This is a genomic window from Treponema sp. UBA6852 (assembly GCA_002449305.1).
In the GTDB taxonomy this organism is placed as follows: Bacteria; Spirochaetota; Spirochaetia; order Treponematales; family Treponemataceae; genus Treponema_D.
This window is the reverse complement of record DKDI01000018.1, coordinates 14399-37697: the sequence shown is the minus strand read 5'-3', so window position 1 is coordinate 37697 and position 23299 is coordinate 14399. Positions and strand designations below refer to the sequence as shown.

The window sequence follows — 23299 nt, the reverse complement described above, 5'->3', positions numbered from 1 at the left end:
ACTTATTTTATTAAATAAACATTTTCAGACAAAACCCAGCCGTAAGTATCATTGTGCCTTATGTACATCCAGCCGCCCGCAGTTCTTATTATAGAAACAACGCTTCCAGCCTGAATGGTTACACCAGTTGGAGCTGTTTTTTCTGGAATTGGACTCATTGTTCCGCCTGCATAAATTCCGCGGGAAGCAAATAAATGGTATCCATATATCGACAAAAAAACTGCGAATGTTACAAATAAAGAAACAAAAATTGCACAAGTTTTTTTCCGCTTGAAAATAAAAAGCAAAACTGAAACCATCAGCAAAATAAAAGCTGCGCAAAACATCATAGCAAAGAAAACAACACTCGGTTCAATTCCAGATGGAGAAAGTCCAACAGAAAGCTCTATCTGCCTTCTTTCTTTAAATGCTGAATTAAAAAACGGAATTGAATGACGTTCCTTTTTATGAAGCTCAATCAAATTCAAAATGTCATAATTTTTAGCTTCCGGCTTGGAAACATTTTTATCAAAATTTGAAGGCTCTATAAAAGCGTAGGCAAAAGGACTTTCTTGCTTTGGCTTGCTGTCCGTTAATTTTTTTTCATTAATCTTAAATGCAATAGGCGGAGTTTTTATGTCGCTAATTGTTCCATTGTATGAAACTGCTGTAACAAAAATTTCAGGAAGAGTCCAGTTTCCAGCTTTTAAAGGCTGCCAGTCAAACACAGCAACAGGCTTGAATTCCGTGGAAAAAGAATCTTCGCCAGAAAAATTAAATTCCCTCAGTTTTTTAAATACAGAATCTTCCGGAATATTCCAAGAAATATTTTTTACAGAATTTGCGTATTTCACATTCACTGTAAAAACAATGTGCTGTCCTTCATAAGCTTCAGCAATTTTTCGTTTTGAAGGAATATTAAGATTGTTAAAAGAAACTGAAATCTGCGGATTTATAAATCTTGGATTTTCAAAAACTTCAACAGGATTAAATGGAATTTGATAGAAGCTTCCGTTTATAACAAGATCAATCGGGCTGATTTTATAAAATCCAGTTTTTAAAAATTTCATCCAGATTGTAATTCTTGTTCCTGCTGAATATTTTTCGTTCTGTCCATTTCCGCTTTTTATCATAACAGTTTCTTTTTTTGACGAAACAAAACTTACATTATGCGGAAGGGAATTTACCGCAAGCTGAATGCTATCTGGAGTAACGCCTTCAATTTCAACATAAAATGAATTGTCGGTTTCTGTAAATAAAGTTTCCTGATTTTGCCTGAACCGCAAGCTCCATAGATAATTCCATGAAACTGGCTTTGCAAAAACAGAAAATGCCTGCATAACAAGCAAGACAAAAATTAGTAATCGCGGGAAGTCCGTTCTGAATCTTTTTGCATATTTTTCCATTGCTGTCTTTCATCCTCCCGAATTATAGAATAAAGCGCATTTTGAATATTTTGTTCTTCTTTATTTTCCGACAAAGGCACAAGCTCCTGAGCAGAATCTCTTGAATGTTCCGAATTTTCTCTTAAAGAAAGCTCAAGGTTGATTTTTGCATTTATGCTGGTGCTGTCTATTAAAATAGCTTTTTTGAAAAAATCAGTTGCCGATTTATAATCTCCGTTGCGATGCGCAATTATTCCAGAGTTATAAAGAATTGCAAACTTAATTTTATCTGGAGCATTTTCATACACTTGCGAAAATCTTTTTAACGCAGCGTCAGTTTCACCTTGCATAAGATAAGTTGAGCCAAGCCCAAATACCGCATACTGCTCAACAAAAAAATCTCCACGGGCTTGTGCATTTGAAGCTGTTTCCAAAAAATCTCCGACTGCATTTTGATAATCCTGTTTAGACCAATCGAGTTTTCCTTCAAAAATTCTTATGCCGTCATTAAAACGAGGCGAACATCCTGTGAACAAAAAAACAAGAGAGGCTACGGAAACAGATGAAATCAATTTTTTCTTTCCGCCTGCAATATCAAGTTCACCAAAAAGAATTGAAGCAAGGAAAAATAAAATTGCAAGTGAAATAAAAAGTCCGTAACGCTGAGTACTCTGAACTTCATAAGAAACTGACGGCAACGAACCATTAAAATCAAGCATTTTTAAAATAGCAGCAGCAGACCCCACTTCCGAAGCATCGATGTAAGCAACAGAAGGCGCAGAGCTATTTCTTTTGGCAGAAACAAATTTTTCTTTTAAAGATAAAATCATTTTTTCAACGCTACCAGATCTTAAAGCTGTTTTTACTTTTGTAATTCCGTCTCCTGCAAAAATTTCACTTTCACGTTCAGAGCCGAATCCGATAATCACAACTGGAATTCCAGCTTTTAAACATTCAGAAAGAGAAGACTGAAGGCTGCTGTCTGTTTCCTCACAATCAGTAAAAAGCCAGATAAACGAAGCCGCCGAAGACTGCTCAGGGAAAGAAGAAAGCGCGGCCTTTATCCCGTTGCCAAGACTTGTTCCCTCGGAAGTCATAAGCAAAGGTGAAAGATTTTCTATTAAACTTCTTACACTCTGAAAATCTTCTGTAAGCGGAACAGCAGTAATTCCGTCTCCTTTTGCCAGAACAGCAGAAACAGCGCATCCGTTCATTCTGCCCAAAAGTTCGCTTGCATAACTAGAAACTGCCTGAAGTCTTGAAATTCCGCCGGGCGCATCTTTTGCCTCCATGCTATAAGAAATATCAAACACAAGAGATACGGCTTTTCCATTTTTCTGAACAGGCACAGAATCTGTTCCAAATGAAATTCCTGCAAGTGCAAGAACAACACAAATTCCGCTTAAAAATCTAAAAAAAGTTCTGCTCCAAAAACAAACTGCAATTCTAAAAGAGCCGTTTTTAAATTCAAAAACTTTTCCGCATATATTTTTTCTTAAACGAAGATACCGCGCTACAACAAACACAAACGCAAAAACAAGAGGAATAAAAAGATAAAACGAAAATGGACTTTTAACAGAAAAATTCATAAAGTCTCCTGCAAAAGCAATCTGCGCACAATCCAGGCAAGACAAGCCAAAATAACTGCGGCAATCAAGAACTGTCTGTAATAAAATATATCTTGATTCTTTATGTAATAACTTTGCGCAACATTTTCATTTTTTGAAATTGAAGAAACTGCTTGCGACAATGCGGAAAGAGATTCAATCTCAAAAAATTTTCCATTTCCCTCTGATGCAATACGCGCAATTGAAGATGTATCAAATTTCGATTCAAGATAACCTGAATAAACTTTATTTGACTTGGGATCCACGTAATCAATTGGCACAACTCCCCTTGTTCCCACACCAAGAATGTAAAGCGAAATGTCTTTGCTCACAGCAAGACGAGCCGCTGTGTGAGGATGAACCGCGCCTGAATTATTTTCTCCGTCAGTAATAAGAACAATGCTTTTTTTTGGCGACCTTGATTTTTCAAGATGATAAATTGCGCAGCTAAGACCAGTTCCAATTGCAGTTCCGTCTCCAAGTTCTCCAACGCTTACCGTTTTAAGCCGGTTCAAAAAGAATTTTCTGTCCATTGTTGGAGGAACTAAGACAGCGGAATTTTCAGCCATTACAACAAGACCAAGCTCTGAGCCGCCATTCATTTCCGCCATGGAAACTATGGAATTTTTTGCAGCTTCAAGACGGCTCAACGAACCAATATCTTTTGCTGCCATTGAAGGGCTTACATCTAAGACAAAAACAACCGAAGAGCCTTTTGAAGAATAAACTTTTTGCTGAAGATGAAAAACAGGATCTGCATAAGCAAAAACAAGGCAAATATAAAACAAAACACAAAGTGCTCTTCCGAAAGCAGAAAGAAACTTTCTTGCACTTCCCTTCCACTTAAAATTGCTTCCATTCCAGTCGCTTAAATTCAAAGGTAAAGAAAGCCGTGAAAAAATTTTCATATAACGCAAAATATAAAGCACCGGAATTAAAAGTAAAAGAAAAAATGCCGGAGGATTTTCAAATTCAAACACTTTTTTCTCCTATAAAAAGCCAATGAGAAAGTTTCAACTTTCGATTTGACTTTTTAGTGCAATTTTCTAGCAGAAATTGCATTTGATAAGAAAGTTTGCAACGCAAACTTTGTGAATAAAAACTTTGACGCTATTTTAGGCAAAGTTTTTATTACTTTCTCCTTTTTCGAGCAAATCAATTATCTTGCAAGTTTCCACAATCATTGACTTTTTTTCATTCTTAACAAACAAAGCCTGGTGAGTTTCCGCTGGTAAAAGTTTAGAATCAATTGAACCGCTTGCAAACCGAATGTAGTCTGTGCGCACAAAAAAACACGAAAGAGATTCTATCGCTTCACAAACTTTTTCACCTACAAGTCCGCTCGTTATATCAAATATTTTTGCACCGACATTTTTTCCGGGCACAGAACAAAATGAAACTGCAAATCTAAACTCCAAGTATTCGCGCATTGCAAGCTGCCATTTTTCGCAAAAGTCCTTATCGTCAATTTTCTTTTTTAAAAGCGCGGAAAGTTTTTTCTTTGTCCGCTTTGCATTTCTGTAAAGTTCAAACTGCTCTTTTAAGAATTTCAGTTTTTTTAAAATATGCGGAAGCCTTATAAGAACAATGCAAGACAATGAAAAAAATCCAGCAACTAAAAAAAGCGCAATCCACAAAAAATAATTTGTATTAGGAAGCAAAAGAGGAGCTTGCGGAGACTTTAAATTTTTTACCTCGAGCTTTTCTACAAGTGAAAGAATTGTAACCGGCGCAAGTTGAATTTTAAAATCAACGCTTTCTACTTCATTCTTTTTTTGTCCGCGGCAAAATTTTTCCAAATTGAATTCTTTAAACTTTATTGTTCCAGTTTTCCACGGAATTATCGTTATGCAAAGATTGTAGTTTACGCCGTTTCTTACAAGAACAGATTTTGTAACAAGGCAGTCATCTGGATTTTCCAAAAGCTCTTTTGAAGAAAGATTAAGCGAAAGAACTTCATCTTTTATCATTGAGGAATCCGCAAAAGAAAAAAAATCTACAGGCGTTCTGAACGAATACTGAATCTGTCCGCTGTCGCCAATAAAAACATCGCGCGGAACCATAACTTGCGTTCCAAAAGCCGCTGTATTTTCATTTGAATTCTGCGCAGCAAAAAACTGAATAAAAAAGCACAAGCCAAAAATAAAGCAAAGATTTTTCTTCATGCAATTTTCCTAAAATGAATGTCTGTGCCTGCTGCTGAAAAATTTTATAAGTTCTGCAGCAGGATCTTGAACAGTGCTTATAAACAAAGAAATTCCTCCGTGGCGCGCGCAGTCTTTAAACCAGTTTTCATTGCGCTGCTCATTTTCTTCTCTCCAGCCACGGATAAATTTCTGGCTTGAAGTCGGAAGAACAGCTTCGTATCCTGTTTCTGGATCCGCAAAAAGAACAGAGCCAACGGAAGGAATATTGTCATCAGAAGAATCAACTATCTTTATTGCAATGACATCATTTTTCTGGCAAAGACGCGCAAAAGAAGCCTGCCATTCCGCAGCCCTAAAATCAGAAATAACAAACACAAGACTTCTTTTCTTTAAAAGTTTTTCTGCTCCTCTAAGCGCGCTGTCAAGAACAGAACCTGGCTTTTGTTTTTTTCTATCAAGTTCAAAATGGGACAAAAGCATAAGCGAATGTTTTTTTCCAGATTTTGGAGAACAAAAGAATTCCAGTTCACCGTCAAAAACAACTGCGCCAACAGGACTAGAATTATAAAATGAAGCAAGCGTCAAAAGAGAAGCGCACTCCATTGCTTTTTCAAGTTTTGTCTGCTGGCTTGTTCCCACGCACATGGAAAGAGAAGCGTCGGCAACTATAAAAACATCAAGCTCACGTTCTTCTTCAAAAATTTTTACAAATGGCTTTCCCATTCTTGCCGTAACATTCCAGTCAATTGCGCGCACATCATCGCCACGAAGATATTCACGGACTCCGCTGAATTCAATTCCACGTCCACGGTAAAGAGAACGGAATGAGCCGCTTTTCATTTTTTCAGCAAGAGAAAGAGAAGATAAATGCAAAAGAGAAGCACGGCGGCTTATGTCGTTTTTCATGGAACAGGCATCAAATCTATGATTTTTGAAATCAAACTGTCCGCAGAAATATTGTCCGCAGCGGCTTCATAGTTTAAAACTAACCTGTGTCTTAAAACCGGCTTTGCAACTGCCTGAACATCTTCCGCAAGAACAAAGCTTCTGTTTTCAAAAAGAGCGTGGACTTTTGCGCATCTTAAAAGAGCAATTCCAGCGCGTGGAGAAACACCAAATGAAATGTAACGCTGAATGTCATTGCGGCGGTTCATTTTTAACGCGACATCGGCTCTTGTAAAATTTACAATTGAAACTATGTAGGCAAGCATTTTGTCAGCAACAGTAACAGCATCCACAGCGTCCCGGCATTTTTGAAGAGCAGCTGCGGAAAAAACTTTGTTCACAGGAATTTCATTAGCCCTGCCTTCAGATTTTATAATTGAAATTTCTTCTTCCGGCGTAGGATACGAAATAAGAAGTTTTAGCAAGAAACGGTCAAGCTCGGCTTCTGGCAAACTGTAAGTTCCCTCCTGCTCAATTGGATTCTGTGTGGCAAGAACAAAAAAAGGTTCGTTCAGCTTGTAAGTAGTTTCGCCAATTGTAACCTGATGCTCCGCCATGGCTTCAAGCAATGCAGACTGAACTTTTGCAGGCGCACGATTTATTTCATCCGCAAGAACAAGATTTGAAAACACAGGTCCTTTTCTAACAGAAAACTTTCCAGTGCCCTGCTCATAAATCAGTGTTCCGCTAACATCAGCAGGAAGAAGATCAGGCGTAAACTGAATTCTTTTATATTCAAGTCCTGAAACATCCGCAAAAGTTTTTACCGCCAATGTCTTTGCAAGCCCCGGAACACCTTCAAGAAGAACGTGTCCGCCCGCAATAAGAGCTGTGATAATTCCGTCTACAACATCTTTTTGGCCAACAACACGCTTTGCAACTTCTGCGCGGCATTTATTTATATAATCAAAACATTCATCAAGTTCAGCTTTTGTAACAACTTTCATTTGAACCCCAAATTTTCCTTTTTGCGATAATTATATCTATAAAACTATTCCATGTAAACTTCACCATAAGTGTGAAAGCCAGAATCAATTATAATGTTGTCAATATTGTTTTTTGTAACTAAGACAGGATCTAAAAGAATCGCAGGAATTTCTGCAAAGTTGTTGTCAATTGATTTTAAATCAGAAAGCGACTGAATTTTTTCTCCGCGCGCAACCCTCACAGAAATTTCAGCGGCGGTTCTAGCAAGCTCCACAATCGGCTTGTAAACTGTAAAATCCTGAAGCCCGCGCACAATGTTTTGACAAGCTGCAATGTCAGCGTCTTGTCCGCAAATCGGAATATGCTTGTCTGGATAATAAGTCTGCAAAACAGAAATCACGCTGTCAGCAACCGCATCGTTTCCGCAGATAATCGCGCCCGGAATTTTTCCGCTTGTAATAACATCAAGCATTTTCTGCCGAGACAAATCATAGTTCCAGTCCTGCGTATAAAAAATTTCATTTATAATCGGCAAGGAAGTTTTTATAGTTCCGCCAAGCCCACGCAAAAGCATTTTCATGTTGTAATCTTCTTGTGGTCCAAGTATGCAAAGCCAATTACGCAAAGGCGCAATACGCTGAAGTTCTTTTCCCATAATCACGCCCACTTGCCCGGAATCAATCGTAATATACAAATCAATTTTTGTGTTCAAAATCAGGCGGTCATAGGCAATGACAGGAATATTTTTTGCCCGAATTTTTTCAATTTCATCTTTTAAAGAATCTGCAACTTTCGCAAGAACAACAATCACATCCACGTTTTTATCCAAAAGATACATGAGTTGTTTTTTCTGAACCTCAACATTGTTGCCTGCATTCTGAACAATAACGTCCGCATCAAAATCTCTTGCGCGCGCCATAAAAACATCTAGGTCTCTCTGCCACCGCTCAATTGCAAGCGTGTCTATAGAAAATCCGATTGTTGTTTTTTTCTCATCTACAAAAGAATTCTGCTTCTGAACAGAAAAATTTCTTTTGTTTTTTGCGCAGCCGGCAAATACAAATAAAATAAAGATTGTCGAAACTAAAAAAAGTTTTTTCATAAGGACTCCGGTTTTCTATTTGTGTTTCTAAAATCAGTAGGCGAAATTCCGAACTTGTTTTTAAAAATTCTGCTGAAGTAATTCTGGTCGTTGTAGCCAATTTCCGCAGAAATTTCCTTTATAGAAAGCTCAGTTTCGCAAAGCATGAGCCGGCCTTTTTCCAGCCGCTTGTCTGTCACATAGTTTATAAAAGTTTCGCCTGTTTCCTCTTTAAAAAGTTTGCTCAAATAAAAAGAACTTACGCCCGCAAAAGAAGATGCGTCATCAAGCGAAAAATTTTCTGCAATGTGTTCTTGAATATATCCAAAAACTTTTTTTACAAGCGGATTTTCTTTTTCATCTTTTGAGCTGCAAATAAAAGCCGCGCATTCAGAAAGCCTGTTCTTAAAAAAAATCAAAAGTTCCGCCTTTGAATCAGTTTTGCTCAAGTCAGAAAAAAGATTTTCAAATGCGGCATTTTTCCATGAAGAACTTGCGGACTTTGCAGAATTTTTTGCTTCAATCAAAACTTCAAAAATATTTCCTTTTATTTTTTCCAGTGAAAAATTCTGCTCGAAAAGTTCACCAATATAATGCTCTGCCAAAAACTGAACTCCGGCAGCATCTCCTAATTTTAAGCGATTCAAAATACGCTCGTGCAGTTCCTGAATTTTTTCATCTCCGCTAGAAAAATTCAAAAGCTCATCCGCAAACAACAGCTCTCCGTCCGGCGAAGTTCTGTTCAAGGCTTGAATCGCATCTTTGCAGCACTCCGAAACTTCTTCAAGCTTGCCGCAAGAATTGCTTATTCCAGCCCGAATTTTCTGTCCGATTTCTAAAGACAAAAGCGTAAATATTTCCTTGACCGCAGAATGAAAATCATCTTGCAAACCTTCCGCAGATTTTTCCATAGAAACAAAAACAGCTATTCTGTTTGTCATAAACGAACCGGTCAAGCACTTGAATTTTTGCGAAACAATTTTTCTGACTTTAGAGCAAGCTTCGTATATATTTTTTTCTGAACCGGGAACTTCTATGCAGGCAAAAAAATATTCATTAACTTTCATATTAAAATAGTCAAGATAGCTTTGAAAATCTTCGTTCTTTGCCTTGCTGAAAATACACGAGTAAATAAAATCGCTTTCAATCATCGGGTAAACAATATCAAGTTTTTTCTGAAGTTCCAGATTTCCAGAAGTTGTTCCGTTGCGCTCATCAACAAGATTCATTGCATTTCGCACAGTCTGAATCACAATGTTGCGGTTCACGGGCTTTGTAATATATTTGTACGCGCCAATGTTCATGGCTTCCTGCGCATACTGAAATTTATCAAACGCGCTCAAGACAATAATCACTGCGGAAGGTTTAAGGCTTTTTATGCAGCTGATTGCATCAAGTCCGCTCATTCCCGGCATATTTATGTCCATGAAAATTATGTCGATTTTTTCCCGGCTTACAACAGAAACAGCATCGCTTCCTGACAACGCGGAAAACAAATTCACCTGCCCTTCAAAATTCTTTTTAATTATAAACTGAAGCGAGTCAATCACAATCTGCTCGTCATCACAAGTTAAAATATTATACATTTGGAATCCTGATTAAAAACTTCATTTCTGAATCGTCTTCAGAAAAAATATCAAAAACATCATCACGGTGAAAATAAATCCTAAGCCGCGAAAAAACATTTATAAGCCCAATACCAGTATGTTCTCCGGTTTTATCCCCCAAAGAATTTTTCTTTGCGGCAAGAGATTTTATTCCGCCGCTTCTTGCAGCCTTTAAAATTTCTTCACGCACGCCACAGTCGAATTTGCTTCCGTTGTCGCCAACAAGAATTTCAACAAAGCCGTCAGCCTCTTTTACAGAAAGAAAAACCTTGCCCATGGAATTTTGCAAGCCATGCTGAATGCAGTTTTCAACCAGCGGCTGCAAGGTCATTGCAGGAAGCCTCTGGGAAAATTTGTGGTGCTCGGGAATATTTTTTACAAACTCAAGCCTTTTTCCAAACCGCACTTTCATAATGTAAACAAAACTGTCCACAAGTCCAAGCTCATCATCAATTGAAGCGTCTTCTTTTTGCGCAATGTTGTATCTAAAAAAATCCGAAGTCTGCTCAATAAAAAAACAAGTTTTGTCCGCGCCTTCCATCATTGCAAGCTGCGCCCCGGTATTCAGCGTGTTAAACAAAAAATGCGGATTTATCTGACTTTGAAACGCCTTAAGCTGGGCATCCGCATAAAGAGCCTGCATTTCCATTTGACGTTCCCTAAGCTCGTTTTCTGTCCTTGCCTTTTCCCAAATTTTGTCTATGTATTCTCTTATGCTGATTATCATTCTGTCAAAGGCACGGCAAATATTTCCAATTTCATCATGCGACTTCTTGTTAAAAAGCGGAACATCAAAATCCTGCTGAGCCACACGGAGCGCAACCGAAGAAATTTCTGCAAGAGGACGTGTAATTTTTCCTATAAGAAAATTCAGCAGGGCAAGAATAAAAACAAAGAAAAGCGCAAAAAAAACAGCATACACTTTAAAAAGCAGATTTATATTGTTCCTGTCCGCGGCATAAAACTCGGCGTTGTTCTGCATATATAGAATGTTGAGTTTTTGAATTTCTTCCAAAAGAAACCTGTAGCATTCAAGACTCTGCAAATAAAAATTTCCGCTTGTGCTGTTTGCTCTTCGTTCCGCAACTGCCTTTGAACTATAATATAGAAAAGACTGCGCAAACTGATTCACAACATATTCTTTTTGGCGCACTTCATTTGTAGACGGAGAATCTTGCATCGCATCGCAAAGGTCTTCCACTCTGGCTGAACTTGCATAATAAGCGTCAATGCTTTCAAACGTTCTGTATTCAATGTAAAGCTCAAGCGAATTTTCAAGCCGCGCCAAATCGTTTGCAAACACATTCAGCTCGGAATTTGACTTGTAAGATTCGCCCACGGATTTTAAAACATAATGCTCCATAAGCATTGTAAGCGCAAGACTCGCGCTCATTATAAGGAAGGCTGCAATTATGCTTGCCATGATTTTCCATCGAAGACTTTTGTTTTCCGTAAGCTTCATTTTTTTTCTGCGCTCCTTACTTGGAGATCAGCTGTAATGTAGCTATTTGCATAGCCTTTGTTTCTGTATTCAAAAAGTTCTGTCATTGCTGTTCTTCCAATTTTGTTAAGATTGAACGAAACAAGCTTGGAAAGAATTCCTTTTTCAAGGTACATGGCTACAGTTTCATTTTCGCCATAGCCTAAAATTTTTATGCGCCCAGAAGCAGAAGAAGCCGCAACAAGCTGAAGAACCATAATCGTGTCTTCTTCTGTAAGGCAGACAACAGCGCAACAGTCGGTTTTTCCATAAAGGAGAACTTCTTCCACGCTTTTTCTATTTTCCTTAAGCGATTTGTCAAACACTTCAAAATTTGAAATTCCCCTGGCTTTGTAATAATCCATGAGGCTGTTCAAAAGATTGCTGTGGTTGGGGCTACCTGAAATTCCGCTTATAACAATATATGCTTTTCCGCTTGGCTCAAAAAGTTCTTCGGATTCAATGCCAATTCTGCGCCCAAGGTTTGAATAGTTGCTTCCGATAAAAGAAATCTGCGGATTTTCTGCAATATAATGCCCGATTGTTATAACTGGAATTTCTGTGCCGTCTATGCGGTTTACAGATTTAAAGACAGAAGCGGAAGAACTTACATAAGCAATAATTCCGTCCGCATTTACAAACGAACCGTAATCAATTAAAGACTGAAGCGAAATATTTTCTGCAAGGGAGTCCGGGGATTTTAATTCCACCAGCGCGCTATAGTCCTGACTTAAGCTTTTTGCGCCTTCAAAAATCTGGTTAAGAAAAACAGAACTGTCCGCCTGCCCAACAACAAGAATATGGTAGTTTCTGTCTTCACCTTCAAGTTCTGCGCCATGAATAGAAATGCCAGAAACAATGCGCACAAGAAATACAATTCCCGCCGCAAAAAGAACAGCAAGCGGAACTGCCGCCTTTAGCACAAAACCATTTTTTTTCACTGGATTTTTCCCCATAAACTCAATAAAATAATAGCAGTTTTATATTCTAATGTCATTATCAATTTTTCTTTGCTAGAAATATTCCCGAACGGTAATAAATAAATTTAAATGTACCCAAAAATCGTAGATTTTACCGTTCGGGAATGTTATACTTATTTATATGATAATAAACTCTATTGCCGATATTTCAGAAGCTGTAAAAAAACGCAGAAAATCCTTAAACTTAACTCAATCTGAATGCGCCGCAATGTGCAATGTAGGAAACCGATTTTTTTCCGAGCTTGAAAACGGCAAAGAAACTCTTCACATTGGCAAAGTAATAAATTGCCTTCAAATCCTTGGAATAAACATTTCTTTAACAAACCGCGAGGATAACAAATGAAGCTGAATGTTTATTTTGGAGAAAAAAAATGCGGCGAATTATTCACAACAGAAAATAGAGGAATTGCATTCCAATATATGGAAGAATATCTTTCACTTCCAGATTCAAAAGCAATTTCACTTTCACTTCCGCTTAAAAAAGAAGAATTTTCTCAGAAAGAATGCCTTCCGTTTTTTTCAGGACTACTTCCAGAAGAATTTACAAGAAAACGAGTTGCCAATTATCTACATATTTCAGAACTCAGCGACATAAAACTTCTTGCATCTTTAGGTCAGGAATGCGCAGGATTTATAACAATTGCAGATGATGATTTTAATCCAAAGAATCTTAAAACTGAATACGAACTAAACAGTTCAAACTACGAAAAACTTTCAGCTGAACGGCTAGAAGAGTTCATTTTGAATATTCCCCAAAGACCTTTTTTAAAGGCTGATGACAAGCTTAGGCTTTCTCTTGCTGGCGCACAGGAAAAGCTTTCATTGGCATTTTTTGAAAACCAGTGGTATTTGCCTTTAAATGGCGCGCCTTCAACTCATATTTTAAAACCAACACGAGAAGGAAGCCTTTCCTCATTAGCGCAAAATGAATATGACTGTATGCAGCTTGCAAAAAAATGCGGCTTAAATGTGCCAGAATCAAAGCTTGAAAAAATCGCAGGAAAAGATGTCTTTATAGTCCAGCGATACGACCGCATTATAAAAAACGGAAAAATCACAAGACTTCATCAGGAAGATATGTGCCAAGCTCTTGGAATTATGCCGGAAAATAAATATCAGTCTGACGGCGGACCTGGAATCAAAGAAATTTATGACTTGCTGAAACTTCATTCCGTTATGCCGATTATTGATTTGCGAGCTTTTATAACTGAAATTCTTTTTAACTACATTATTGGAAACTGCGATGCCCATGCAAAAAACTATTCAATTCTCTATGACCAAAAAGGAAATGCGAGGCTTTCTCCAATTTACGATGTGGTTTCTACAAAATCATTTCCGTCTTTGACCAAGAAAATGTCAATGAAAATCGGCACACATTACGACTTGGAAAAAATCAACAAAGATGATTTTGCTTTAATGGCGCAGCAGCTAAATATAAATAAAAAAATCATTTTTGAAACTCTTGAATCCCTGAATGAAAAAATAAATTCATAGCCATTTTTTTTTCACTGGATTTTTCCCCATAAACTCAATAAAATAATAGCATAGATTGAACAAATATTCGATACAGAAAAACAAGGAGGATTTTTATGAATACAAAAAAACTTTCGCTTGCATTATTTCCGCTGATGCTTGCATTTGCTTCCTGCATGAACATGAGCGGCTCAAACGGAAAAGAAGGCGCAATCCGTGTTGCCTTGCCAGAAAGCGGTTCACGCGGTTCTATTACACTTTCAAAAGACAATCCTCTGTACGAAGTAAGCCTTATGCAGGGCGACAAAACGCTTGACACTAAATCATCTGAATCCACCGGGGGGGGCGACTTTGTATTTGATGAGCTGGAACCCGGAACATACAAAATAGTTGTTACAGCAAGACAGCAGGACGGAACATTTCTTTCCCGCAACAGCAAAGAAGTAAAAGTTACAGCCGGCGAAACCACAGACTGCTCAATCACTCTTATTCTAGCAGGCAACAACGGAAAAGTATTCAGCTCGAATTATTATGTGCTAAGAGCAAGTTCTGGTTCTTCATCTAGTGCAGAATTCTTTGATAATGTTTCTTCAACCACAACTATATCAATGAGTCCAGACGATGCTTTTGAAGATATAAATGGAGATAAATACTATATAGATATTAATGCGTCTGGCACAGGACTTGCATTTAATATATATAAAAACAATACAAACGATGTTAGGTATATAGTTACAATAGAAGGCGCATCTAAAAAATTTGCAGACAGCCTTTACTATGACCCTGTAAACGACAGCCTTTGGATTGGAGCAATGTCTAGTTCAAATGAGTATTACTTTGCAAAAGACATTAACAAGTTGGAATATGACGAAACATTCAGCGAAAAAACAGAAATCCCTACTTATTACCCTGGAGAAATCACAGCGTTTGCGATAAGCGGGAATGACATATATATTGCAAGTCCACTTGACAATGGCGCATCAAATCTTATCAGAGGTGTAATTGAAGGAAGCAATGATGACGGCTTTACAATAACAACGTCAGACTTGCCTATGTCCACACAAGACATGGGCACAGACGGACAAATAACGGACATACTTATTCATTACGACGGCTATGTTTACGTGCTGGTTTCTCAAACTGGCGAAGAATATGTTGAAGATGCCTATTTAACAAGCGAAAATACAAAAACACTTTATAGCCGCGGAGCTATAGTGCGCCTTGAACCAACCTCAAATGGATTTAAAATCTCTGCAAAAACTGGCTGGACTGAATCCGCAAGAACTATTTACACAAAAGGCTCAGCCTCAAATGCTCTTATAAATTCATCTACATTAAATAAAAGCGCCATAGAATTTTTAGATAATTTCAAAAATGGGTTAAATTTATATATACCCAAATATTCACAACGAAACTCGCATTTCTATGGTCCTCGTCGCTTCGTTGCTATAAAGCCCAAGGAACTTGTAATTGCAGACAGCGGTGCAAATCTTATGCTTCCAGATTACGATAAACAACAAACAGGCGGATTCTTTAAGCATGATAGGGTTGTAAAAGTAGACCTTTACAAGTTTGCCATAGACTCAAGTTCTATTGTTGACTTAAATAGCATTTCATTCGTTGCAGCATATATAAATACAACAATCGGATTTTCCACAGAAGGTTACACCGGTGCAACAGAAGCAGACGAATAATTTTCAGTACATAAGCAAGCACACGCTAGCCCTACTATCGTATGCTTGCAACACCCCCTAACAAATGCTTGCAAGGCCCCCTTGCGTGTACATGTCAGCACCCCTTGCAAAGCCAATTCTGCAAAAATACTATTCGCTAAGCCAGTTTACAATATCAACAATGCGAATTCCCTCGTAGGAATATTCATCATGCCTTGTTCTTGCAATAATCAGCTTAGGATATGCGTCTTTTATACCTAAAAGCGGAACTGTTTCTCTTTTAAAGGTTTCTTCGCCTGAAATATCATCACTTACCTGAATATAAATCTTTTCATTGCGTTTAATTGCAACAAAATCAATTTCTTTCTTATAAAGCACGCCTGTATAAATTTCATAGCCGCGCCGCAGCAATTCTATTGCAACAATATTTTCATATATTCTGCCATAATCAAAATTTTTTGTTCCCAATTTTGCATATTTAAACGAATGATCTGCAAGGTAATATTTATCTTGACTGGACAAATATTTTTTTCCGCGTATATCATAACGGCGAATTTTATAAAAAGCAAAGGCATTGCATAAATAGCTCAAATACGCACTTATTGTCTTGTTGTTTGTTTTCTCCTGATTTGAAGCAAGAGAATTTGCAAGGCTTCGGGCAGAAACTTTACATGAAATATTATCAAGCAAAAAATCATTCAGCTTTTCAAGCAAGGCAATGTTTTTAATTTTATATTTTTGCTTTATATCTCGGACAATCAAAGTATCAAAAACTTCTCTAATATAATTATATTTTGATTTTTCAGAAGGATAAACAAAAGAACCTGCCATGCCTCCTTCCCTACCAAAATTGTCAAAAGCTTGATTTTTTTCAAGCCCCTTAAAATATTTACAATATTCTTTAAAAGAAAAAGGAAAAACAGGAATTTCATAAGTTCTGCCTGTAAAAAGCGTCGCCAAATCACTAGAAAGCAAAAACGCATTTGAGCCAGTTATATAAATATGAAACTTTTCTGAATCATGAAGCGAATTGATTGTTTTTTCAAAGCCTTCGCAAAGCTGAATTTCATCAATAAAAAGAAAATTTTCACAGTTTGAATCAAATTTTTCCTGCACATAGGAATTCAACGCATGATATTCTGTAAGATTTTCAAAACTTATGTCATTAAAATTTATATGGATAATATTCGCATTTTTTACAGAATTTTTTACGTACTCAATAAAAGTTTCCATAAGTTTAGATTTTCCAGAACGCCTTATGCCAGTTATTACTTTTATGTCAGGCGTTTGAACAGATTCCTTAAGCAAATCCAAATATTCTTTTCTTTCCACCAGTTTCATGCTTGAATTATACTCTGTCTATTTCCCAAAATCAACAATTTTTCAATTTTGAGAAACAGAAAACCATTTTCATTTCCCATTTTTAATATTTTTTCATTTTTGGGAAATAGAAAAGCAAAGTAAATACAAACTTTTTATTGTATTTCAGTAAAAACTTTATAAATTCACACAGTTTTTATTTAAACTCAGTAAAAACTATGGAAAAAGATTGAATTCCGTGATATTCTTTTTTTATGAATATGCCTGAAAACCAATTGTTTTTAAGAAAAGAATATTTGGAAGAACTTAAAAAATACAAAGACATCCCTCTTGTAAAAATTCTTTCAGGAATCCGCAGATGTGGAAAATCATCTATATTGTCCTTGTATAAAAGCCTTTTGCAAAAAAGCGGGATAGAAGAAAAACAAATTGTTTCTATTTCCTATTCAGATATGGATTTTTCATCTGTTGCAACGGCAAATGAAATGTATCAAGATATTCTGCAAAAAATGCCAAAAGATAAAAAATGCTATCTTCTTCTTGATGAAGTTCAAGTTATTGATGGCTGGGAAAAAGTTATAAACTCGCTTTTAGAAAACAAGAATGTGGATATTTATGTAGCCGGCTCAAATTCAAAGCTTCTTTCCTCTGAAATTTCAACTTATCTTTCTGGACGATACGTTCTTATCCATATTTTGCCGCTTTCTTTTTCTGAGTATCTTGAATTTAAAAATATTACTGATAAAGATAAAATCGATGATGCTTTTGATAATTTTATACGATTCGGCGGATTTCCGCTTATTGCAAAAAATAATTTTGATGAAAAAACATGCTATCAGATTGTAGAAGGCATTTATCTTTCCGTAGTAGACCATGATATTGTCGTTCGCCATGCAATTTCCAACAAAGAACTTTTTGACAGAATTGTAAAATTTGTTTTTGAAAATGTAGGAAAGAATTTTTCAGCAAATTCAATTGTGAAATTTTTAAAGAGCCAGAACCGCAGCGTAAATGTAGAATCTGTTTATAATTACCTTGAATATCTGCAAAAAGCATTTATAATTTACAAGTGCAGCCGCTATGACATTCAAGGAAAAAGCATACTAAAAACACAAGAAAAATACTATCTTGCTGATTCTGCTCTAAAATACTGCATTCTAGGATACAATCCAAAATCTGTTGCTTCTATGCTTGAAAACATTGTTTATCTTGAGCTTATTCGCCGAAAATACAATGTTTATATCGGCAAGGACGGAAACAAAGAAATTGATTTTGTTGGAATCAAAAATAATGAAAAAATCTATATACAAGTTTGCAGAAATTTGCCTGATAATGATGAGCGGGAAATTGAAAACTTAAAAGAAATAAAAGACAATTTTCCAAAGTATGTTCTTACAACAGATAAAATGGACGTTGGAACTATTGACGGCATAAAAATTATGCTTTTATCAGACTGGCTTTTACAGTATTAATAAAAAACTTTTCAGTACGCCACACTTGTCATTCCTGTGCTACGCCACAGGAATCTTTTAGCATAAAATAACTAAAAATTTAAAGAATTTTCTGCAAAAAGTGGAAATCAGCAGGTATTTGATATAGAATAATAAAAGGTCATTTTCACAACTTTTTTATAGGGGAAATTATGAAAAAACTTATGTTTTCAATTTTACCAGCATTTTTGCTTGCACTTGTTTCCTGCATGAATATGTCGCAAGGAAGCGAAGGCGGTTCTGTTCGTGTTGTTCTGCCTAGTTCTTCACGGGAAGTTTATTCATCAGGGCATGACGATGTTGATTCATTCACGGTAAGGCTTTTGCTAGGTGAAAAAATTATAAATGAAAAATCCATAACTAAGGATTCCGCCGACACGGGGGGGGGCAATTGTATTTGACGAACTTGAACCTGCCACATACACAGTAGAAGCAGAAGGCTGGATGTCTAGCAAAGATGTTCTTTTGTATTTTGGAACAGAAGAAGCAAAAGTAACAGCAGGACAAGATGCCGATTGCCAAGTAAAATTAAAGAAAGAAGACTGCCAAATCTACAATATTTCAGATTCAGAAGAATTAAAAACAGCCTGCGAATCAGAGGGAAACACATATATTTTTATGGACGCAGCTTCTTCTGTAAGTACAAATCAAGCCACATCTGCAAATAACAATCAGCTTACAAACATAACTTCCGGCACAAAAATTATAAGAGGCAACGGCGGAAAAGTTCAGTCAAGCACAGACGACAACAAAACTCTTACAACAGAAGGCGGCCAGATAAAACTTTTCAATGTAACCGGCAGCTCCACAATTCTTGAAATAAACAATCTTACATTTACGGCTTCAAGCACAGTTGGAACTACTTCTACACTTGACGGAACTTTAATTTATGTAGATGACGGAGCTACAGTAATTTTAAAGCAATGCCTTATAAACAATATGTCTGTTTCATACCGAGACACAAGTCTTATATATGTAAAAAGCGGCGGAAAACTTCTTCTTGAAAACTGCACTTTTTATAATAACAAAAGCACAGGTAGCGGTAACGTAGGCTATTCAGAATGTATACGCATAGATAACGGAGCGCAAGTGGAAGTTGTTTCATGCAATTTTGAAAACAATGGCGATGAAAATTTAATGGCAAACGCCGCAGCAATAGAAAATTCTGGTTCATGTCATATAACCAACACAACATTTAAAGGCAACACAGCAAACAGAGGCAGTGCAATAATGAACAATAACACAGGAATTCTTGAAATTGAAAGCTCAACATTTGACAGCAATACGTGCACTTCTAACGGCGGATATTATGCAAGAAGAGGCGGAGCGATATTTAGCCAAGGCGGAAGTATAAAAATCACAGACAGCGCATTCACAGGCAATAAGGCTGGTGGTAATAATCCAGGAAGTGAAGACACAACAAACGGTGAATTCCAAAAACTTGGCGGAGGCGCAATCAGCATAAAAACAGGCTCGCTCGTTTTACAGAACACAAAATTTGAAAACAACAGCGTAACTTTAACAAGCAGCAACGACGCTTACGGTTATGGCGGAGCTATTTTAATTGAACAGTCAGATGCAAACCTGTTCCTAAAAGATGCAAGCGGTTCTGCCATAGACATAGAAAGTTACATAAACAAGTACATGAGCGGCAATACTACAACAAAAAATAATGCCGGCGCAAACATCTACTGCAACGGCGGCACAATAAACGGCACGGTTTATACCCAAGCCTGGGAATAGCCTTTGTAATTGCCGTACAGGAAACGGCAATCTTGTAAATTTACAACAGATTATCAATCGGACTTCTTTCAGAAATATCACAGGGTTCTAGTCCGACAATGATACTTTTTATAAGTAAGTGCAAAACAGTGGGTTCTTAGGGCGACAGCCCTAAGCGATGCTGGGAAAGAAGGGAGGTTTGGAGGGAAGAAGACCCCGCTTTCGAAGTAGAGGGTTTTCTTCCCTCCAAAAGGAAACCGGCCGCCTGCTGCGGGGTTACAAATACAGCAAACGACCGGCATATAACCTGCGGATTTCTCCGCGGATTTTACATTTAAAACTAAGACAGACTTGGAGCGTTCCTCATTCTCCAAGCCTGCCTTATTCAGCTAAACGCTACTCTTCATCCTGAAGAGCATCGTATCCAGATTCACCAGTGCGAACTTTGATTACATTTTCAACAGGGTAAACGAAAATCTTTCCGTCTCCGATGTGTCCTGTATACAAGGCTTTCTTTGCGCTTTCTACAACAGTTGCTACAGGAACTTTTGAAACAACAATCTCTACCTTGATTTTTGGCAGTAAATTGATTTCAACTGGAACACCACGGTAGTATTCGCTTGCTCCCTTCTGCATTCCGCATCCCATAACATTTATAACTGTCATTCCAGTTACACCAATGGAGTTCATGGCAACTTTAAGTGCGTTGAACTTGTTCTGGCGTGTTATAATTACAACCTTGTGAACCGCAGCATCCTTAGAAGAAGGAGTTGTGGCAGGAGCAACAACTGGAACAGCTTCATGCATTGGAATTGCAACGCCAGCTTCAGCAGCTTCGGCAATTTCTTCTGTGCTGTAAGGTGTCATAAATCCTGCATAACCTGAATCAAGACCATGCTCAAGCTTGTCAAGACCGATGATTTCCTCTTCCGCAGATACACGCAATCCAAAAATCTTCTTGATTACAAAGAACAAAATCGTAATTGTTACAACAGTCCATGCGATTGTGCAGACCATTCCAAGAAGCTGAAGCCCAAGACATTCAAGTCCGCCGCCGTAGAAAAGTCCTGAAATCTGCTCGCCTGCTTTGTTTGCAAGTGAATATCCAGGAACTGAAGGGCTTGCAAAAAGACCAACCGCAATTGTTCCCCAAATACCGTTTAAGCAGTGAACAGCAACAGCACCAACAGGGTCATCTACACGGAGCTTGTTGTCCAAGAACCAAACACCAAATACAACCAAAAGACCTGCAACAATACCGATGATTGAAGCGCCCAAAGCATCCGCAACATCACAAGGAGCTGTGATTGCAACAAGACCAGCCAAAGAAGCGTTCAAGCACATTGAAACATCAGGCTTGCCGAATTTTATCCAAGTAAAAATCATACAAGTAACGGTTGCAAGAGCCGGAGCAATTGTTGTAGCAACAAAGATGCTTCCAAGCTGCGGAACAGAAGTTGCAGCCGCACCGTTGAATCCGTACCAACCCAACCACAAGATGAACACACCAAGCGCGCCAATCGGAATGTTGTGTCCTGGGAAAGCATTTACCTTTGTAGAACCATCAGCGTTCTTTGTAAACTTTCCAATACGAGGACCTACCATTGCAGCTCCAATCAAAGCGCAGATACCGCCAACCATGTGAATACAGTTTGAACCTGCAAAGTCGTGGAATCCAAGCTGAGCAAGCCAACCGCCGCCCCAAGTCCAGTGAGCTTCAATCGGATAAATTACTGCTGAAATTACAGCTGAATAAACGCAGTATGAAAGAAACTTTGTGCGTTCTGCCATTGCGCCAGAAACAATTGTCGCTGTTGTAGCGCAGAATACAAGGTTGAACACAAAGCCAGACCAGTCAAAGTTTGCATAGTCTGTAAATATCTGCCAGTTAGGTTTTCCCATAAAACCAAAAAGCATATTTTCACCAAGGAAAAGACCAAAACCAATAAGGATGAAAACAACTGTACCAATACAGAAGTCCATCAGGTTTTTCATAATAATGTTGCCGGTATTTTTAGCACGAGTAAAACCGGTTTCAACCATTGCGAATCCTGCCTGCATCCAGAATACCAAGGCAGCACCAAGCAAGAACCACACGCCCCATAAATCCTTGGAGACGCTTTGAACAGCTTGCATTACATCTTCCATAAAAACCCCTTGTCTAAAAAGACGGTAATGAAAATAAAAAAGCGACAGTGATACCGACAAGAGAATTCCACATCGGAATCTCTTAACCGACACCATTGTCGCTTTTCACAAGTTATTCAGTTTAAAACAAAAAAAGCCACAAACTGCCCAAGGCAATCTGTGACTCCGTTGTCAACTGATGTTCTAGTTTTATCATTCTGAAAAAAAAATGTCAATATATTTTTTATAAAATTTATTTTTGCACTTCTATTGCTCGCTCAATTGTTTTTACGTAGTCTTCGCCCCAATATTCGCAAAGAAGACTGTATGCCTGCTCTTTTAGTTCCGGCGCAACACGCTGTTCAAGCTGCTTTAAATTGTTCGCCACAAAATTATTGCAAGCAGCCTTCATGCTTTCAACTAAAGAAGTGCTAAGACAATTTCCTTCTGGCGACTGTATAAACTGCACAATTGGAACAAAAGCCGATGCCGCAGAACACACACGTTGCCACCGTCCAATGTCCGTAATTGTTTGCGCGCTTGAAATTCCTGAATCTACAGAATATCTATAAAAACGTTCCTGAACTCCAAAATATTTTTTTGCAAAAATCGAAACAAAAAAGTAAAGGCAAAGATCTTCCGCCATGGTGCATTCTGTAAACGGAATAAAAGAAAACGCTTTTTCCATCAAAGACCTTTTTATAAGCTTGCCCCATAAAAATCCGCAGTGCTTGCAGTTTACAAAGCAGTCTTCCGCAATCTGATTTTCCAAAATCTCGCCCAAAGTTATCTTGCCTATTTTTTTCTGAAGATGTTCTTGCTGCGCTGAATTTTTTTCAGGATTTTCTGTAACTGCAATAGCTGTGGAATTTACTATGTCAGCATTTGTTCGCTGCGCTTCATTGTATAAAAATGAAATTGCGTTGTTTCCTTCCAAGTAGTCATCGCTGTCCAAGTAAAAAATAAAATCTCCGCTGGAAAACGAAAGCAAGTCGCGCCGGGTTTCAAGAATTCCAAGATTGTTCAAATGCTCCTTAAACACAACTGGAACTTTTGTTTCCTTGGCAAATTTTTTTACGATTTTTTTTGCATCCTCGCCTTTTTCATTGACTGCGCACGAAGCATCGCTTACAACAACAATTTCCTTTTCCGCAAAATCCTGCATAGCCACAGAATCAAGACATTTTCTTAAAACATTTTCCGTTCCATAAACCGGAATACAAACAGAAACCAGCGGCTTTTTGAATTTCATGCGTAAAATTATAGCACAAAAGCGTGGAAATTTAAAACAAGAATCCCCGGCACAGAAAAACCATACCGGGGAAAAGTGTATTTTTAAGGAGTCAAAATGCTATT

At 37.6% G+C, this 23299-nt stretch carries 19 protein-coding genes; 6 read left to right on the top strand and 13 right to left on the bottom strand.

What is annotated here, in order from left to right; translation table 11 throughout:
* Nucleotides 1–2 precede the first annotated feature (2 nt).
* From B3209_RS04465 to B3209_RS04420, 10 genes are all read right to left on the bottom strand, one after another.
* On the bottom strand, nucleotides 3–1385 hold the full coding sequence (locus B3209_RS04465) for a hypothetical protein (protein WP_296664838.1): 1383 nt from the start codon (nucleotides 1383–1385) through the stop codon (nucleotides 3–5).
* Nucleotides 1337–2953, bottom strand: a complete 1617-nt coding sequence (locus tag B3209_RS04460) for a VWA domain-containing protein (RefSeq protein WP_296664840.1) — start codon at nucleotides 2951–2953, stop codon at nucleotides 1337–1339. The genes B3209_RS04465 and B3209_RS04460 overlap by 49 nt, the downstream gene beginning before the upstream one ends.
* Nucleotides 2950–3951, bottom strand: a complete 1002-nt coding sequence (locus tag B3209_RS04455) for a VWA domain-containing protein (RefSeq protein WP_296664842.1) — start codon at nucleotides 3949–3951, stop codon at nucleotides 2950–2952. The genes B3209_RS04460 and B3209_RS04455 overlap by 4 nt, the downstream gene beginning before the upstream one ends.
* Before the next feature lie 135 nt (nucleotides 3952–4086).
* Nucleotides 4087–5136 carry a hypothetical protein gene (locus tag B3209_RS04450; protein ID WP_296664844.1) on the bottom strand — a complete coding sequence of 350 codons (1050 nt, stop codon included), beginning with the start codon at nucleotides 5134–5136 and terminating at the stop codon, nucleotides 4087–4089.
* Nucleotides 5137–5145: 9 nt separating this feature from the next.
* Nucleotides 5146–6024 (bottom strand): DUF58 domain-containing protein, encoded by an 879-nt coding sequence (locus B3209_RS04445; RefSeq protein ID WP_296664846.1) that lies wholly within the window; start codon nucleotides 6022–6024, stop codon nucleotides 5146–5148.
* Complete coding sequence (locus B3209_RS04440) at nucleotides 6021–7010, bottom strand: AAA family ATPase (protein WP_295797459.1); 990 nt, start codon at nucleotides 7008–7010, stop codon at nucleotides 6021–6023. The genes B3209_RS04445 and B3209_RS04440 overlap by 4 nt, the downstream gene beginning before the upstream one ends.
* A gap of 44 nt (nucleotides 7011–7054) precedes the next feature.
* Nucleotides 7055–8092, bottom strand: coding sequence for a sugar ABC transporter substrate-binding protein (locus tag B3209_RS04435; RefSeq protein ID WP_296664847.1), 1038 nt, complete (start codon nucleotides 8090–8092; stop codon nucleotides 7055–7057).
* Nucleotides 8089–9657 carry a response regulator transcription factor gene (locus B3209_RS04430; RefSeq protein ID WP_296689956.1) on the bottom strand — a complete coding sequence of 523 codons (1569 nt, stop codon included), beginning with the start codon at nucleotides 9655–9657 and terminating at the stop codon, nucleotides 8089–8091. Before B3209_RS04430 ends, B3209_RS04435 begins: the two co-directional genes overlap by 4 nt.
* A complete protein-coding gene (locus B3209_RS04425; RefSeq protein ID WP_296689954.1) occupies nucleotides 9650–11140 on the bottom strand; it encodes a sensor histidine kinase in 1491 nt (496 codons plus the stop codon). Before B3209_RS04425 ends, B3209_RS04430 begins: the two co-directional genes overlap by 8 nt.
* Nucleotides 11137–12099, bottom strand: coding sequence for a substrate-binding domain-containing protein (locus B3209_RS04420; protein WP_296664854.1), 963 nt, complete (start codon nucleotides 12097–12099; stop codon nucleotides 11137–11139). Before B3209_RS04420 ends, B3209_RS04425 begins: the two co-directional genes overlap by 4 nt.
* Nucleotides 12100–12259: 160 nt before the next feature.
* Between B3209_RS04420 and B3209_RS04415 the strand changes: the two genes are divergently transcribed.
* From B3209_RS04415 to B3209_RS04405, 3 genes are all read left to right on the top strand, one after another.
* Nucleotides 12260–12481, top strand: a complete 222-nt coding sequence (locus B3209_RS04415) for an XRE family transcriptional regulator (protein ID WP_296664856.1) — start codon at nucleotides 12260–12262, stop codon at nucleotides 12479–12481.
* Nucleotides 12478–13632 carry a type II toxin-antitoxin system HipA family toxin gene (locus B3209_RS04410; RefSeq protein WP_296664857.1) on the top strand — a complete coding sequence of 385 codons (1155 nt, stop codon included), beginning with the start codon at nucleotides 12478–12480 and terminating at the stop codon, nucleotides 13630–13632. The genes B3209_RS04415 and B3209_RS04410 overlap by 4 nt, the downstream gene beginning before the upstream one ends.
* A 95-nt stretch (nucleotides 13633–13727) precedes the next feature.
* Nucleotides 13728–15305: a carboxypeptidase-like regulatory domain-containing protein gene (locus B3209_RS04405; RefSeq protein ID WP_296689952.1), complete on the top strand. Its 1578-nt coding sequence runs from the start codon at nucleotides 13728–13730 to the stop codon at nucleotides 15303–15305.
* Between the two features lie 129 nt (nucleotides 15306–15434).
* Here the strand turns inward: B3209_RS04405 and B3209_RS04400 are convergent, their stop codons facing one another.
* Nucleotides 15435–16625, bottom strand: a complete 1191-nt coding sequence (locus B3209_RS04400; protein WP_296689951.1) for an ATP-binding protein — start codon at nucleotides 16623–16625, stop codon at nucleotides 15435–15437.
* A 233-nt stretch (nucleotides 16626–16858) separates the two neighbouring features.
* Here B3209_RS04400 and B3209_RS04395 point away from each other — a divergent pair, with 233 nt between their 5' ends.
* From B3209_RS04395 to B3209_RS04385, 3 genes are all read left to right on the top strand, one after another.
* Entirely contained in the window at nucleotides 16859–18076 is a 1218-nt protein-coding gene (locus B3209_RS04395) for an ATP-binding protein (protein ID WP_296689948.1), read from the top strand.
* Nucleotides 18077–18246: 170 nt separating this feature from the next.
* Nucleotides 18247–18495 carry a hypothetical protein gene (locus B3209_RS04390; RefSeq protein ID WP_296689947.1) on the top strand — a complete coding sequence of 83 codons (249 nt, stop codon included), beginning with the start codon at nucleotides 18247–18249 and terminating at the stop codon, nucleotides 18493–18495.
* 43 nt (nucleotides 18496–18538) lie between these two features.
* A complete protein-coding gene (locus B3209_RS04385) occupies nucleotides 18539–19837 on the top strand; it encodes a right-handed parallel beta-helix repeat-containing protein (protein ID WP_296689945.1) in 1299 nt (432 codons plus the stop codon).
* Nucleotides 19838–20212: 375 nt separating this feature from the next.
* Here the strand turns inward: B3209_RS04385 and B3209_RS04380 are convergent, their stop codons facing one another.
* Nucleotides 20213–21964 carry an ammonium transporter gene (locus B3209_RS04380; RefSeq protein WP_296663299.1) on the bottom strand — a complete coding sequence of 584 codons (1752 nt, stop codon included), beginning with the start codon at nucleotides 21962–21964 and terminating at the stop codon, nucleotides 20213–20215.
* A 232-nt stretch (nucleotides 21965–22196) separates the two neighbouring features.
* Nucleotides 22197–23195 (bottom strand): glycosyltransferase family 2 protein, encoded by a 999-nt coding sequence (locus B3209_RS04375; protein ID WP_296663296.1) that lies wholly within the window; start codon nucleotides 23193–23195, stop codon nucleotides 22197–22199.
* Nucleotides 23196–23299 lie beyond the last annotated feature (104 nt).